This is a genomic window from Paenibacillus sp. LRG-1 (assembly GCF_057220305.1).
This window is the reverse complement of the sequence record NZ_CM170126.1, coordinates 386909-403092: the sequence shown is the minus strand read 5'-3', so window position 1 is coordinate 403092 and position 16184 is coordinate 386909. Positions and strand designations below refer to the sequence as shown.

Below are 16184 nucleotides of genomic sequence, written 5' to 3'. Positions count from 1 at the left end.
CCCATGAAAAGTCGCATGGCCCAGCTGCTTCCTATGATCCGATTTGGCATCGTAGGTCTGGTGAATACGGGTGTAGATTATATCATTTTTATGCTGCTGGCTTGGGGCGGAGTGCCGGTCATTGTAGCGCAGGTCATTTCGTACAGCTGCGGCACAGCTAACAGTTATATTTTGAACAGCAAATGGACATTCAACAAACAACTATCAAACAACACTAATAAGGGTCAATTACCTAAATTCATCATCATTAACCTCATCGTATTGGGGATAACCTCCTTATTACTGCAAGTGCTTCACACTGGAACCGAGTTGCCGCTTGCTTTAGGCAAGCTGATCGCGACCGCAGCCGGAATGATCATCAATTATATCGGGAGCCGATACTGGGTATTCGGTTCCCCATCCCGAAAGGAAAGTGAGTTTCTATGAGAAAAATTACAAAAGCTGTTATTCCAGCCGCCGGATTAGGAACCCGTTTTCTACCAGCTACGAAAGCTTTACCGAAAGAGATGCTTCCCATCGTAGACAAGCCGGCTATTCAATATATCGTAGAAGAAGCCATCAAGTCCGGAATTGAGAGCATCATTATCGTAACGGGGCGTAATAAAAAAGCCATCGAGGATCATTTTGACAAGTCTGTGGAATTGGAGCAGGTACTGGAGAGCAAAGGTAAATATGATCTCCTACGTGAAGTTCAAAGCATCGGGGGTAAAGCAGTCATTCACTATATCCGTCAAAAAGAACCCCTCGGCTTGGGACACGCGGTAAGCTGCGCTCGTCAGTTCATTGGCGATGAGCCCTTTGCCGTGTTGCTGGGCGATGATATTATGAATTCCTCCACCCCGGCGATTCGTCAAATGATGGATGTTTACGAAGCGACTGGCAAGCAAGTGGTCGGCGTGCGCACAGTGGAAGAACAAGATGTGAGTAAATACGGCATTATTGACTCCACTCACCAGAACGGTCTCATTCACGAAGTCGGCGGACTTGTTGAAAAACCATCTCCGGCAGATGCCCCTTCGCGGCAGGCAGTCATTGGTCGGTATGTATTAGAGCCTTCCATTTTCTCTATATTGGAAAACCTGTCCACTGGAGCGGGCGGTGAATACCAATTGACGGATGCTCTTCATCAAGTAGCGTTGCAGAACCAACTGCTCGCATTAGAACTGGAAGGCACACGTTATGATATTGGAGATAAAGCTGGATATCTGGAAGCCGTGCTCCACATGGGTATGCAACGCGAAGATTTGCGTCCAATGCTTGACTCCATGATGCGCGAGTGGGCGCTTGCTTCAATGATAAAATAGGGGGATTTCCTCCCTCCGAAATCCGACGGGTGCTGTGAAATCACGAGAGTAGATGGATGAACATGTAAAATTGTACACTATAGGAGTACAGCAGCATTTGAGTCTACACGGCCGCCCGGTCGATACTAAGGAGGAAAAGAACCCATGATCCCTGAAGGAAATCTGCAAAGTAATGTGGATCGTTTCAACGGTTTTGCCGACAACTACGATCAGCACCGCCCGGAAGCACCGTCACTCGTCGTGGAAATCATCAGCCGCTATCTGGAGCGAAACGTAGAGCTAGTTGCCGATATTGGCTGCGGTACAGGACTTTCAACTTTCATATGGGAAAACGCCGCTCGGCAAATCGTCGGTATCGAGCCTAACCCGGACATGAGAGGAAAAGCGCAGCACAAGCTGGAGACGGCAGGAACGACAAGGGCAGGAACCATTTCCTTCAAAAGCGGGTTCTCCAACAACCTGCCCTTTGAGGACGGAACTGTAGACGTCATCACCTGCTCTCAATCCTTTCACTGGATGGACCCCGAGAGCACGCTTCAGGAAGCGGGCAGGGTCTTGGCTCAGGGCGGCGTGTTCGCGGCCTTTGACTGTGACTGGCCTCCGGTGCTGCAATGGCAGATAGAGCAAGCTTATACAGAGCTTATCACCAAAGCGGATACCCTTTTGGAACAGGAAGCCCCAGTAGAGCAACAAGCTCATAAATGGAGCAAGGATCAGCATTTAGCTAATCTGCACCGCAGCGGACAATTCCGATATACCCGGGAGATTGTCTTCCATAACCGTGAGCAGTGTGACGCAGCTCGTTATACAGGGCTCGCTCTAAGCCAAGGGGGTATTCAAAGTCTCTTCAAACTTGGCAATCGAGCGCTTGACGTCGATATAGCCCGCTTCGTGAAGCTGGTAGAGAATCATTTTCAGGGCAGAACACTAGACATCCTGTTCAGCTATCGTATGCGGCTCGGCATCAAGTAGAAAGGAATCAAGGTCATCGTGGATGATACGCTCTTCGGCTTAGGGCAAAAAAGACTCTCCCTCGCCTCGTAAAAACGAGTGCGTACAGGAGAGTCTATTTTGCTTCAATAAATAGCCACAGTCATATCCTTGCAAACCCTTAGTCACAGTTCCAATGTGTCTTCGACTTAGGAAGAGCGAACAGCCAATAAGTGCGCCAACCGGTCAGGATAGTCCGTGATGATGCCGTTCACCCCGGCCTCCAGCAGACGCTTCATTTCTTCTGGCTCATTCACCGTCCATGGGTGGTATACGACGCCTAATGCCAAAGCCTCTGATACAGCTTCTGGCGTAACAACTTGTTTGTAGGCATGGAGTGCTGTTACCCCGAATTGGGTTGCATACTCGGATGGACGAACCATAATTTCGATATACAGCGCCCCCGTCTTGATTTCAGGAGCAAGCTGCGCACAGAGCGCCAGCGATTCGTGATTGAAGCTGGATATGATTACACGCTGTTCCAACCCAAAACGCTTCACGGCAGCAATGACCTCTTCCTCCATACCCGGATAGAGATAAATGCTGTTTTTCAACTCCAAATTAATAATTGTATTCGAGGACTGGGCTAGTTCCAGTAGCTCATCCAACATCGGGACCCGCTCACCTCGGAATTTCTCATCAAACCAACCGCCCGCATCCAGTTTATTTAATTCTTCCAGCGTAATATCCCTTACATCCAGTGAGCAACCTGTCGTACGCTCCAGCGACTCATCGTGAATCAGCACCAGATGCCCATCTTGGGTACGCTGCACATCCGTTTCTATACCTGTTGCTCCCAGTTCCAAGGCGTGGCGGAATGCCGCCATCGTATTCTCAGGACATACACCTGAAGCTCCGCGGTGTGCGAAATTAATCACCTTTTCGGTTACAGTCACAACATAACCCCTCCTGTCATTTCACAGGAACATTATACCTGCTCATTGTTTGGGCTGTATAAAATATTCGTCACAGCTAACACTTCTTCTATGCCGTTTGAACAATTTTCCCGATCCAATCGGAATAAAACGTATTCCCGTTCCGTCGATCAAAATCAGCCGCCGCTGACTCTGCCAGTGGCCTAAAATACGCAATGATTTCTGTCAATGTGCGATCCTCTTTACCCCATTCCAAGGAAGCCGGCAACCGGATCAATCGTTTTTCTCCCGAAGTATCCAACTTTTGTAGCAGACTCACCATCGTCGCGTAAAAATACATCTGCTCCAGCCCGCTCTCATAGTCTAGCGCCATATGTAGATGACGCTCTACCACTTCGATTCCTTGAATCGGATCAGCAACCGCCAGATATTCGATATGCTCCGCTATCGTTTTCAGGAAGTCGCGGTCATCCCGAATTAGGCGATAGCCTTTGCGATGATTGTCCTTTGCCTGATCAACCTCGCCTTGACGATAAAGCGGCAACAGCACCTGCGAGAGCGTCACATGTGGTACTTCTGCACATTTCATCCGTCCCGACAAAATCGGTTTTGCCACGGCAAGCGCCTGCTCGTTTTCTCCAGTCAAGTAATAGAACCGTACCATCTGGCTCTGCTCACAGGCCTCACAATCACTCATACTGTCCGACTCAATCAAGCGGAAGGTATCCAGATACCGCCGTGCTTCATCCAGTTCACCCATGTCCATCGCGATGCGGAACTTATAATAGTAATATGGACGCTCATTATACCCGTATTCGGCATAACGTCTGCGCATATCCTCCGCCAGATCTTCTATTTGAGTCTTCGATATATTGGAAAAGCTGCACACCTTCCCGAGTATCCATTTGTAATTCCACAACAGCTCATCTGCGTCGTATTCCTCTGGATTTTGATCAAATTGGCCCAACTGCCACGAAAAAGCAATCAGCGACTTCAATGGATATCCGTTAAAAATAGCGCAGTCTACAATCTCTCCCCGGATTTCATAAGCGAGTTCCTTCAATCCGGAAGTATCTGCCAAGCGAACTGCTTCTTCCAGAATCGCCAGCTTTGCCGCCCCTCCGGGCAGATCCTGCGCCTGCTCCATCAAATCATATATCGTATCTTCCATTTGGCTCCCCCTATAATTACGCAATTACGAATTTTGTCCGTTCCCTAATCCCCAATTGATAAAATGTAGTACACTCCGATTCATCAGTCCCAACTCACTGCGGTTCATCGGGTAGTGCCCCATCATAAGCGCATTCACATACATCATTTCTGTAGCAGCCGTGACCATCTGCGTATCGGTAGCTTCAAGAATCCGCGCCACCACTGGGTTGTTCAGATTAAAGTATAAGGTGGAATAACCCGAATTCTGCTGGACTCCTGCTTTCAGACTATCAAGCACATTGGAAAAAAGTGAGGTTGTCTCCTCAACCGTGTTTTCCATGGAGCGCAAGGTCAGTGCATCCTGAGAAATGGTATACAACACTGGCAAACTCGCAGGCTCAAAACGCTTCAACTCAGCGCGGCAACGCATCGGCTGCAAAGCAGCATCCATGACACGTAGCACACCGTAATAATTCTCGCGTTCTTCCTGTGTTAGCCCGGTAAATGAAAGAGATACTTCCTCAGGGCTAAGACGCTCTGTTTGTAGGTTAGAGTCAATCCAATGCAGCTTTTCCAAAATGTCTGAATCATAAATATAGCCGCCATTGATCACCAACATGGATTGCGCCGCCGCCACATGCGTAATCTGACGATACTCATCTACTGTCGATGTGTAATGCAGTGGACGTCCGTCCGCCTCTCGGATCAGTTCACTCAGCTCACGCCGCCCAAATGTACTTTCGAAGGAAAACCAACGGTACATTATCCGCAAAAATTCATCATCCTCCACGGCGAGCGCCTTCATAGACAGCTCATGCAAACGAATCCAGTGCTGCAAGCGGTCTGGCTCATACTGCGCCATGCGTAGCAGTTCTTCCCGAATACAGGTCCCCAGTTCAGAACGAACATCGTCAAGCTGTTCATTTTCATAAAAATACTCACGTGATGCCGTTGGTTGCAACTCATCTGTCCAAATTAGGCTTTTAATGAAGAATGCCCATTCCGGCAAAACATTTTCCGCCTTGTCCGACACCAGCATATGCTTCAGGTACACCCGATGCAGCCGCTTGCTGTTCAGATTAACACTGCGAGGCAAAATGAATGCAATCCCGCCTGTTCTGCCCGATGCCGTCCGCAACGGTATAAAATCACTGAAGCGCTCGCCCATCAGGCGATAGCCTAAATCCAGCACCTCACTACGGCGACTCCGCAATTGTTCGGGATCCTGCATCCAGCTCGTCGATGGAAGATTGACGCGCTTGGTGTCCCCGTCTACAGACAGCATGACCGGATACGGCAGCAACGCACCATAATAGATTAAAGACTCCTCTACGTGCGCTGGCTCATAATAAAACTCACTTCCCGGCTTGCAGCGCAAATAAATTTGCGTCCCTACAGGCAGCTCGGTTTCCAATCGACGAATCGTATACGTCCCATCCGGCTTCCCTCTCCATTCCATGGAGATGCCTTCCTTCACCGAGCGGGTCAGCACTACAATTTCATCGCTCACCATAAAGCAGGATAGTAACCCAATCCCAAAGCGTCCGATAAACGAAGTCTCAGAAGCCAGCAAATCGGCTCCCTTCTTGGAAGACTGACCGATAATCGACAAAAAACGGTGAATGTCTTCTTCTGACAATCCAATGCCGTTATCCTGAATCATCAATACCTGATGCTCCCCAGAACCAGATAACTCCACGATGACTTTACCTTCATAGTCGTTACTCTCAGAAGCTGTATCTCCAAGAGCCTTGTCTTCTTTCAGTACTTTACTTTCAGCAACAACCTTCCGCAGCTCCTTGCGAGCCGTGATCGCATCTGTTGCATTTTGCAGAACCTCACGTATAAACACTCGTGGACTGCTATATAAATGATTGGCCAAAATATCAATCATACCGCCCAAGTTCACTTGAAAACGATATTGGTCTGTCTGACTCATACAGATCATTCCTTTCTCGAAATGCTACAACCACCATTTGGATTTAAATAGACTATCTTTTAAAGTATAACGTGGATTTAAGTCGGATTACACACCCTGCATTTCAGATATCAATACGTTGACAACGATATAACAGGGTCTTTTTTCACCTAGGAAGTCTGGAACTGGGTCTAATTAACTTCATAAAAATGTACGGAGTACGAGCACTTAGTGAATAAAGGTCATCTTTGTCTAGTTAAATTTAGTAATAAACATAATATTTATTTAAAATCTACCCTTCTCTTAGAAACCTATATCTATGGAGGGACAAATGGCTCATTTTACGCAAAAAGCTCGCATTGCCGCTCTTGTAATACTCTTACAAGAGAGAATGCGAGCTTATTTAGATACAGTCGAAGCTCTACCTTTTACAGAAGAGAATTAATGGGACTTAGCAAGACGGATAACGTTCCACGATGCTTTGCCCAAATGAGCTTTTACAATTCCGTCTTCAAGCTTGGCGTTGCCGCCGTTGTGAGGCGTAACTTTTTCACCGGCTGGACTGTTGGTCGCTTTAAGATCATCATGCTCCAATACAGTATGCTCGACAATGCGGTAGCCTTCAAAACTGCGTACATCTACTGTCAACTCCAGCGATTCAGACAAATGACGGTTCACTGCAAAGACAGTCAGTGCGTCTCCCTCTTCATCATAAACTACAGCGCTGTCCAGATAAGGAATGTCTGTGAAGTCCTTGGAATCGTATTTTTCCGAATCTACGACAGGCATCAGCGATACCCCACGACCATAACGGGAGGCATGCAGATACGGATAGAAAATCGTTTGTTTCCACGCCTTTCCGTTATTCTCGGTCATGATTGGCGCAATAACATTGACCAGTTGGGCGAGGCAAGCCATTTTCACACGATCCGCGTGGCGCAGGAACGTAATCAACATGCTGCCCACCAACAATGCATCCTCAAAGTTATAGATATCCTCAAGCTGCGGTGGTGCCACAGACCACGGATCAATTTTTTTGTCCGCATCATTGGAGTGATACCACACGTTCCATTCGTCAAAGCTGAGCATCATTTTTTTCTTGCTGCGTTTCTTTGCTTTGATATAGTCACAAGTCGAAATGACCGTATGAATAAAATGATCCATATCCATAGAGCGTGCCAGATAATTAGCCGTATCATTGTCATGATTTCCGTAGTATTGGTGCAAGGAAATATAGTCGGCTACCTCATAGGTATGATCCAGCGTGGTTGCTTCCCATTCCGGGAACGTTGGCATCGTAGAACTGGAGCTGCCACAGGATACAAGCTCAATGTCAGGATCGATCAGCTTCATGGCTTTTGCAGATTCTACAGCCAGACGACCATATTCTTCTGCTGTCTTGTGGCCAATTTGCCATGGGCCATCCATCTCGTTACCAAGACACCAGGTTTTAATCTTATGTGGTTGCTCTACACCGTGACTACGACGTAGATCACTCCAATAGGAGCCACCTGTGTGGTTGCAATATTCCACCAGATTACGCGCAGCATCAATTCCGCGCGTACCCAGATTAACCGCCATCATGACTTCGGAACCTACATCCTTGGCCCACTTGAAAAATTCATTCGTACCCACTTCATTCGGCTCGACCGTTCTCCAAGCCAGCTCCAACTGTCTAGGTCTGGACGCGACAGGGCCGACACCGTCCTCCCAATTGTAACCGGATACAAAGTTGCCTCCCGGATAGCGTATAATAGGAACATCAAGCTGTTTTACCAACTCTTTAACATCATTTCGGAAACCGCTTTCATCACTAGTTGAATGAGTAGGCTCGTAAATGCCGCCATATACGGCACGCCCGAGATGCTCTACAAAAGAGCCATAAATGCGTTTATCGACTTCAGCAATACGAAAAGATTTGTCTACAATCATCTTTGCTTTTACAGCTGCTGCCACCTAAACCATCCTCTCTGAATGCGAAAATAAAATCCGTTGTACCACCAAGACTAAGAAGCCGTTTTATTTACGGTTTTAATATAACACACCATATTTATTATAGTCAACATTATTATTAAATACTTAATATATTTATTAACATTAATGATAAACGATAAGCAATTGGTTACGTACTTCAAAATATTTCGTTTTATAAACAAACTTATTGAGTGAATAACCACTTTGCTAAATAGTAATAACGGATTACTGATGCGTTCAAAGTAGTGCCTACTGCCATATCTTGCAGTCTGTTTTAAATAGTGAATATCAGTCTACCAACAGTTGTTCTAAATATGTATAAATACCACCTATATCACCCACGTTTAAATTCGAGAGGACCCCTTCTTTCAAATATCCCTGCTCTGTCCGTATAGATATATAAATGCGTTCAGTTTCCGCTTTCACCAGGATAGAAAGCTCAATATCAACGTCTAATAAAACTCGTTCTTTGGTGCAATGCGTAATATTCGTAGCCTCTACACACAAAATAGCAATATCCGTATAAGCGTTATATGCCATTGTACCCGCATTATATAACAGTTCCTGTAATCCATTGCTTGCATCCGAAGGGAGCGTATACTCCATATCATGCAACACTGCCGCGGACTGGTCCACCGCGATCCAGCTTTGATATCCATCCCGGGCAAATTCCCCTCTCAACTCATGCAAAAAATAAATAATGTCAATGCCCTTGTCATAATAAATACAAATAAGCGGAATGCGAGAATCCTCTATTGCGATTGCCTTCTCCCGCGTCATAAAGAGCCCCCCCTCTTGCTGCCACCAGCGCAAATAGCAAGACGAAAAATTCAGTGCGGGGATATGTCGTTGATTTTTAGAAATATAGACGACATTTTTTCCATAACGTGAAGCCAATTGCTCCACTTCCTGCAAACTCACTGGCTCCATTTCCCCTAGCAAGACAATCGTATCTGTAAGGCCGTATACCCGTTGTCCACCTTCGAGCGCTGTGTCCTGTTGTTCTCGCTCCCGCAGGATGGCTCGTTCGAAGATCGCAGCAATTTTGTCGCCAGGGAGTTGAGCTTCACATTGGGTCTGAAAATAATAGGGTGCTTTCGAACTAATTGCACAATCCTCTATAAACACATAGGCGCGCCGTATCCAATCCGGATGTCCGTAACGCATTACGGGGATTATGGTATCCTGTAGCGGATGATAACTATACTTATGTAAAATATGTTTTAGCTTTTCTATGGAAGGAACACGCTTGGACTTCTGCAAAACTTTACATACCTGTGCTGTAACGAATGGAGTGGCATAGCTATTGCTGTTGGGACATTGTACAGCCTCTCCAGCTGCACCTATCAGCTCATGCTTGGCAAAAGCGGTAAAATCGATACCACTTGAGAATGCTTTCTCAGCATCATATGTATATTGCCCTGCTGTGAGTATACCGCTATGATCGCAGCGCACACCAATCACATTAGCAAAAGAGGCCGGATAAGTAATAAGTCCTCCGTTTTGTGCAGCACATACCATAACTAATCCTGCCATAGCTGCATCATTTACAGCTTCCCGCAGCATGCTTCGATCTCGATAATTTATACTCCCCAGGCTGATATTGGCTACCTGCACATCATGCTTTACACACCAATCCAGCGCGGCACAAAGCTGAGTTGCATTTCCTTTTCTATCGTTCATTATTTTCACACTGCTAATGATCGCATCTGGAAAATACGTTTGTACAATAGCAGCACATAGCGTACCGTGATTTAAGGTACGTTCATCTTCTACGTCTCCATGAGCTATTTCGACGTTATATAATAATTGGGTGTTTAAAAAGCCAGCATTAACCCCGTCGTCAATAATGGCTACATGGATCTTGCCATTCATTTTTTCTCCCCCTGTCTCTTCGGATTGTGAAATGAATCTCACGGCTCTGTTCCGTTCCATTAGAGTAAGCGGAGGGTGCCTCTGCGAACGATAGCGTTCGTCTGAAAGCACCCTCCTAATTTAGCGAACCATGTACATGATAGCCGGATCAGACTGCAATATTTACCTTCGTGCCTGCAGTCTTCGCCCCGTCTTTAGCCGAGTCTAGATAGGCATTGAGCTCTTGTTCAGTCCACACCCTGTCTGCCTCTGCATTCGCCTCCTGCTCATCCTTAGGTTCAACCCGATCTGTAATCATCGGTTCGTTATTCACCGCTTCGCTGATACGCTCATTAATATTCGCAGCGATTTCCATGATCTTTCCATTAAGTCCTTCTGCCTTTTCACGCAAAGCCGCTGATTTTGCAGGGTTAGCGTTTTCCCACCCCTTAGCCTCGCTTCCCAATGTGATTTGTGCCGTTTTGGCTATTTTGGCACTCTTCAACTCATTGTTTGCAGATACAACACTATGCATTGTATAGGTGATCAATCTTTGCTGCTGCTCCTCAGCAGTCTTAGGCGTATATTCTTCCTTTTTGCCTTTCTGAGCTTCTTTTTTACTTTCCTCATCCATGCCTAAAGCCTTTTTTTGCTCTTCCAGTGACTGCTTTTGAATGTTCTCGTCAATTTGCTGAATCTGCTTATCTATCTCTTCCATTTCAGCTTTTACAGCTTCCGGACCGAGACCACGCTTGAGAGCATTACTTAAATAGTCCGAACGCCTCTCCATCAAACTTTGCTTTTGCTCTGTCAATTGTTGAATAACCTTGTTTTGTGGCTTGCCTATACCCTTCCTTTCAGCCTGAGCGGAAAGGGAATGCCGTAGTTCAAGTCGGTTGTTATCTGCGGTGCGGAACGGCGATTGGTGAGATGATGTAAATGATACATTCATCCTAAAACCTCCAATTCTCTTCTAAATGAGGATTTTTCAAAAATCCTGAAATAAGTGATTCTAGAGGTATATCGGATTTTTTTGTATGTTTTTGTATGTTTTATCATCATTTTCACAAATCCTTCATCCCTTTTCCACTGTTAAGCAGTCCTTTATCGTCTCATACAAGCTGTTATATGTAAGCAACCCCCCTCCCACTATACGCTCTTCCGAAATTAGAATAGCAAAGCTTTTTTCCACTTCAAATAATAGATATACCAGATCTCTGGGGAACAACCCCATATCAGGACCCAGTAATGTAGCCTCTTTATTTATCTCACCCGCTTTTATTTTAAAAAGCATCCAAAATATATTTTCCAGTTTCATTCCTGTTCCCGTTACATCCTGAGTAAAGTTCATGTTCTTCCCTCCATTACAACTGAACTACGTGATGATCAACCGAAAAATAATGTAAAATATCCTTCGTCAGCCTATTCATATCTTCATCGTTGGACAGATGGAGTACAGGCACGGAATAATTGGAAAACTCCTGCTTTTTCTCTTCCACGAAACGATGATCAACAGATGCATATTGCATATTGACTGTGGAAGAAGAGTAACTGTCGAATACATTGTTACATATGGCATATCCTAATAATGAAGAGGAAAAACGGTTTTCCATGTACTGTTTCACATGCTCCAAATATTTTATATTGTATTCATCATAGTGAAGACAACAGATTAGGCCATCCGCTCTAACAGCGCGGGATACCAAAAATGAGGTTACTCCAAAATAATTCGTGAACGTATTGTTAAAGGGAACAATCCCACCTGGAATGCCCACGAGTATTAGATCAGGCTTTTCGCTCTGCTCTATTTTTTTCAAATACCGATTAAACATGATAATCTTCTGGGTTTCCGTCATACCGCTCTCAAACATAAACTGTGGAAAAGAATGTGCACCAATCAGCTCCCCGCATCCATTAGATGTGATTTGCGACACCCGATATCCTTGTGCTTCAAGCTTCTGCCGAAGGTTAAGCTGCAAATTAAGCTTATGTGTTCGCTCGTTCAGTCCTAATACAAACAGAACCGGTGTAAAAAAATCATGAATAACAGAGCCCGGGTCAGGCGGTAAAATATCTTTCGTGCGTACATCAAATGTATTTTTTAAAATCAGCTTGTCATCTTGCTCCTCACAGGGTTCGATGAATTCCATACATGAGTCTGGCAAAGTGAAATTACACATGACTTTTTTGCCAAGTTGTCCAGCCTTCTGGATCACGGGAAGATACACCTCAGCTACATCCAGCTTGAAATTGGATTTCACCAGTAATATGGCATCACAACGCTCCATTTCTTGCTCCAAACAAGACTCTGGCTTCACTATGAAGCCTGTCACTTCCCCCTTGTCCGTTACACAGGCATCTTTCCCGATCATACCCGACCCTTGAAAAGAAATAAGTACAACTTCCTCATAACTTCCTAATAGATTCAAGTTCCTAACCAGGGCTATCGTTTCATAATCAAACGGAAAAATGATTAATTTATTGGTCATGGAGACACCCCTCATGCTTTTTCAAAATCGAGAATCGTATCCTCGGAGAAATCATAGCCCAGCTCATTCATCATGCAATAATCAAGTAAGGTGTGCCTAATATCATTTTTGACTACCGAACAATGACTCAGCTTCTTTTCTTTGGACAAGGTATGCAAATCATCTGCTACAGCAACACACAGCGTACAAAAACGGAAATTCCAACAGTTTTTACATGCATCCTCCGTGATTGTCCCTACATTCAAAATCTGGCTGATTTTATCCACTTCAAAGCCTGTGTCCACTTTTCCAATCTGCACCACCTCCGACTGCTCACTGACCCGTTCACATGGATACAGATTTCCATGCACATCCGCAAACAATCGCTGTACACCAGGCACACAGGGTCCACCATGATGCGCTTCTATCGGCATTCCCGCAGAAGGCTTTCTATAATGAAACATTCGGAAATACATCTGAATATAATAGTCCTTAATCAGCTTGGAGACATGATTTTCATCTACTCTTCCAAACTTGGAAAGCATCATTTTAACTACCTCATAGCCTCTCTGCTCAATAAATTCATTTCTGTACAAAATTTCATCCTTCACATAAGCATCGTTAATGTAGGACGACCTTACACTGTACAGGCTTTCGAAGGTTTCATAATTCGTATAAAAATCATTGATACAACCAAAATCATTACGGGTATCCAGCACCACATTAAAATTAATCCATTCAAAGAGGTCCGGGTAATTTCTCTTAATTTTATCCACATTGGCAATAATCGTATCGAAGGTGCCCCGCCCGTTAACAGCAAATCGTCTGTTTCTGTCATGATTCTCTTGATCTCCGTCCAGACTGATCGTAAGCACAAAACGATGTTCATCCAGAAAGGCCAAAATATCTTCATTAAGCAGCGTACCATTGGTCGTCAAATGAAAGCCTACATCTCTATACGCTACCTGCTCTTTGATATATTCCACACACTTCTTGACCAACGGAAAATTAATAAGCGGCTCTCCCCCATAAAAACCAAAATCCAAACGGTCACTGTCTACTGACCTATCAATGACAAAATCAATACACTTGCGCGCTGTCTCAAAATCCATCATCAGACTGGTATGACCTCGATTGTCATATCCTCCTGAATAAACGCAGTAAGAGCATCTAAGATTGCAATTTTGAGTTACCTGTAAGGTGAGGGTCTTCAGCTGATGCTGAAGCATATGCTCCAGGTGCTTTGTCTTGGGATGATTCATAATCTGCGGACGCTGTGAAGATAAAAATCCGTTATCCAACAAGTCACGGATATACTGCTGCAATTCCGGTGTAGCCTCCATCTGATCCAGGTCGAAGCTGGAATGCGAATTCAGAAAATGGTAGGCCTCCTCTTTAATCCGCAAGATCAAGTTGGTATTTACATCATATACATAATGGTGGAGTCTCGTTTGAAATGTGTATATAAAGGGTTGGCACACGTTCATGATTCACACCTACTCTGTTTTGATGTGGACAGAAGCCTGGAATGTCCAGGCTCCTCCATACAGGTACAAGCTTAATAATTACCAATTCCAGTTCCATTATCTCTGCGATAAGAACCGTCACTTTCTCGCGATGTATTGGAGCTTCGAGTCAGACTGCCTGCGCAATAACAGGAGCAAGGACAGTAACAGGAACAACCACAGCCAAATGCCTCAATCGTGTCGCCTACATTCGCGCTTCTTTTCACAAGCTTACGCATGTTAAACTACTCCTCCCATTCATGATATGATTTAAAAAGGTGTTCACCTATACTAATTCCGTACATGGTGTTAAATCACACTATGAAAGCGTTTGTTTTTTTCATCATTTTATGGGGACCTCTTCTTCCCCTAATACCCATCCTCTGTATTCTGCATGACAGGTCATAAAATGGGAGTGTGATCCTATTTGGGCTGGTTCGCCGTTCTCCAACAAAATAACTCTATCGACATGCGCTAATATCTCGCTGCGATGTGTAACGATGATTACGGTCTTATCACGCAACCGGGTCTTCAACAATTGCTGAACATTTAGCCTAGCTGCTGTGTCTAGATTGGAGGTCACCTCGTCGAGAATAAACAATGGCGCTTCCCTAATCAATGCCCGGGCCATAGCAATTTTCTGTCTTTGCCCACCCGACAATCTGGAGCCATTCGAGCCTATAGGGAAGTCATCTGCCGAGTTCTGAACCAATTCTTCCAGACCAACCTCCGCGATAATGGCCTCTATTGCATCATTAGTGACTTCTGTGCCTATGCGGATATTGCCAAAAATAGTAGTATCAAATAAATACACCTGCTGACTGACCAAAGCTATTTGACTTCGATACTCATCTATTTCATAGCTTTGGATGTCAATGCCGTCATAAGTGATTATCCCTTGATCAGGCTGGCTGAATCTCATAATCAGATCCAGCAACGTAGACTTCCCTGCCCCATTTGCTCCAATGATAGCTACTTTTTCCCCTCGGGCAATCCTAAAGCTCACGTGGGGCAGTACGGGTTCATCCTTCGTATAGGAAAAAGAAACATTATGAAATGCAATGTGATCTTCGAATGGCGGCTCAGTTAGTATAGACGCTGGAGTGACTGAATTAGATGTTTCTTCCTCTGCCCAATCCAAGAACTGATAATATCGAATGGCGGAGGGAACGACTTCAGCCAGCATGTAGCCAATGTTTAAAATAGCGAATACAGGAGTGGTAACATAAGCACTGTAAGAAACAAAGGCAAAAATCCCACCTACAGTAAGCTGTAAACGAAAGATAAGATTAGCACCCACAACGTACAAAAACATCATTAGAAGCTGAATTAAAATAGATTCCGAAGCGATATTCCAGGCGTCCAGAAGTGATAATTTCCGCTCTGATTCTACAATTCGACGCTGCTTGGATGAGAACTGCTGATGCTTATGTGGAATAAGACCAAACATTCGCTGCTCCTTCATGCCCCCGACAGATTCCCCAAACCACTGGGCAAAATCACTACTGCCTTCAATTAAATCCCCCACCAGTTTTTTTCTACGCTTCACAAAATACTTCACCACAACATATTTGATGGGTAAAAAGCACAGCACGATTACAGTCATTTTCCAGTTAATGAGCAGCAAACCACATAAACCACCAATCATGCTGAACGCCTGCATAATGACAAAAAATACTCCACTATCTGTGATCCTCGATACATTGCCTACATCCGTGCCAATTTGGTTCAGTAGCTCCGCTTCATTGGTTCGGTTAAAATAGCTCATTCGTACTCTTGTCAGATGCAGATACGCCTTTTCAAATAATGAAAAGGTAACCTGTGCGCTTAAGCCTGCCCGAAAGGTTTCTTTACACACATTCAGCAGCTTATCCAAGCAAACGATTAAAAACGCAGCAGAAGTGTACAAGATTACAGCCTGCATATTCCCTTTCAGAAGACCTTGGTCCACAATAATCTTACTTGTTAAAGGCAATAATATATTCAAGCCCGCTGATAGGATGAGACATATCAAAATGATAGTAACCGTCTTCAGATAAGGTCTAAATGTTGCCGCCAAACGTTTATATACTATGGATTCTTTCATCCTTCCCCCCCTTTCACCTGATGCACCCTCTCCCCCTATTAACTAATTCCGTATCAGA

General features: G+C 44.8%; 14 protein-coding genes. 3 read left to right on the top strand and 11 right to left on the bottom strand.

All coding sequences use genetic code 11. The annotated features are described in order from the left end of the window. The first annotated feature begins 3 nt into the window (after positions 1 to 3). The 3 genes from ACUUJN_RS01750 (at position 4) to ACUUJN_RS01740 (ending at position 2276) form a co-directional block, all read left to right on the top strand. Positions 4 to 426 carry a GtrA family protein gene (locus ACUUJN_RS01750; RefSeq protein ID WP_023986637.1) on the top strand — a complete coding sequence of 141 codons (423 nt, stop codon included), beginning with the start codon at positions 4 to 6 and terminating at the stop codon, positions 424 to 426. Next, positions 423 to 1304 (top strand): UTP--glucose-1-phosphate uridylyltransferase GalU, encoded by an 882-nt coding sequence (gene galU, locus ACUUJN_RS01745; protein WP_023986636.1) that lies wholly within the window; start codon positions 423 to 425, stop codon positions 1302 to 1304. Before ACUUJN_RS01750 ends, galU begins: the two co-directional genes overlap by 4 nt. Before the next feature lie 144 nt (positions 1305 to 1448). Next, positions 1449 to 2276, top strand: coding sequence for a class I SAM-dependent methyltransferase (locus ACUUJN_RS01740; RefSeq protein WP_071559451.1), 828 nt, complete (start codon positions 1449 to 1451; stop codon positions 2274 to 2276). A gap of 167 nt (positions 2277 to 2443) precedes the next feature. Here the strand turns inward: ACUUJN_RS01740 and ACUUJN_RS01735 are convergent, their stop codons facing one another. From ACUUJN_RS01735 to ACUUJN_RS01685, 11 genes are all read right to left on the bottom strand, one after another. After that, positions 2444 to 3190, bottom strand: coding sequence for a glycerophosphodiester phosphodiesterase (locus tag ACUUJN_RS01735; RefSeq protein ID WP_069080765.1), 747 nt, complete (start codon positions 3188 to 3190; stop codon positions 2444 to 2446). Positions 3191 to 3278: 88 nt separating this feature from the next. Beyond that, positions 3279 to 4340 (bottom strand): hypothetical protein, encoded by a 1062-nt coding sequence (locus ACUUJN_RS01730; RefSeq protein WP_023986633.1) that lies wholly within the window; start codon positions 4338 to 4340, stop codon positions 3279 to 3281. Between the two features lie 24 nt (positions 4341 to 4364). After that, positions 4365 to 6260, bottom strand: a complete 1896-nt coding sequence (locus ACUUJN_RS01725) for an HSP90 family protein (RefSeq protein WP_028541965.1) — start codon at positions 6258 to 6260, stop codon at positions 4365 to 4367. 420 nt (positions 6261 to 6680) lie between these two features. Beyond that, the gene (gene arfA / locus ACUUJN_RS01720; RefSeq protein WP_025723872.1) at positions 6681 to 8195 is read right to left on the bottom strand and encodes an arabinosylfuranosidase ArfA; all 1515 of its coding nucleotides are present in this window, start codon (positions 8193 to 8195) and stop codon (positions 6681 to 6683) included. Between the two features lie 306 nt (positions 8196 to 8501). Next, positions 8502 to 10088 carry a S8 family serine peptidase gene (locus ACUUJN_RS01715; RefSeq protein WP_484669201.1) on the bottom strand — a complete coding sequence of 529 codons (1587 nt, stop codon included), beginning with the start codon at positions 10086 to 10088 and terminating at the stop codon, positions 8502 to 8504. A gap of 148 nt (positions 10089 to 10236) precedes the next feature. Further along, entirely contained in the window at positions 10237 to 11019 is a 783-nt protein-coding gene (locus ACUUJN_RS01710; protein ID WP_028541963.1) for a hypothetical protein, read from the bottom strand. 123 nt (positions 11020 to 11142) lie between these two features. Next, positions 11143 to 11418, bottom strand: coding sequence for a peptide maturation system acyl carrier-related protein (locus ACUUJN_RS01705; protein WP_484669200.1), 276 nt, complete (start codon positions 11416 to 11418; stop codon positions 11143 to 11145). Between the two features lie 13 nt (positions 11419 to 11431). Then, entirely contained in the window at positions 11432 to 12556 is a 1125-nt protein-coding gene (locus ACUUJN_RS01700; protein WP_028541962.1) for a TIGR04066 family peptide maturation system protein, read from the bottom strand. 11 nt (positions 12557 to 12567) lie between these two features. Beyond that, entirely contained in the window at positions 12568 to 14022 is a 1455-nt protein-coding gene (gene ccpM / locus ACUUJN_RS01695) for a Cys-rich peptide radical SAM maturase CcpM (protein WP_484669199.1), read from the bottom strand. Positions 14023 to 14093: 71 nt separating this feature from the next. Further along, on the bottom strand, positions 14094 to 14279 hold the full coding sequence (locus ACUUJN_RS01690; RefSeq protein WP_080710748.1) for a CLI_3235 family bacteriocin precursor: 186 nt from the start codon (positions 14277 to 14279) through the stop codon (positions 14094 to 14096). A gap of 104 nt (positions 14280 to 14383) precedes the next feature. Beyond that, on the bottom strand, positions 14384 to 16126 hold the full coding sequence (locus ACUUJN_RS01685; RefSeq protein ID WP_484669198.1) for an ABC transporter ATP-binding protein: 1743 nt from the start codon (positions 16124 to 16126) through the stop codon (positions 14384 to 14386). Positions 16127 to 16184: the final 58 nt, after the last annotated feature.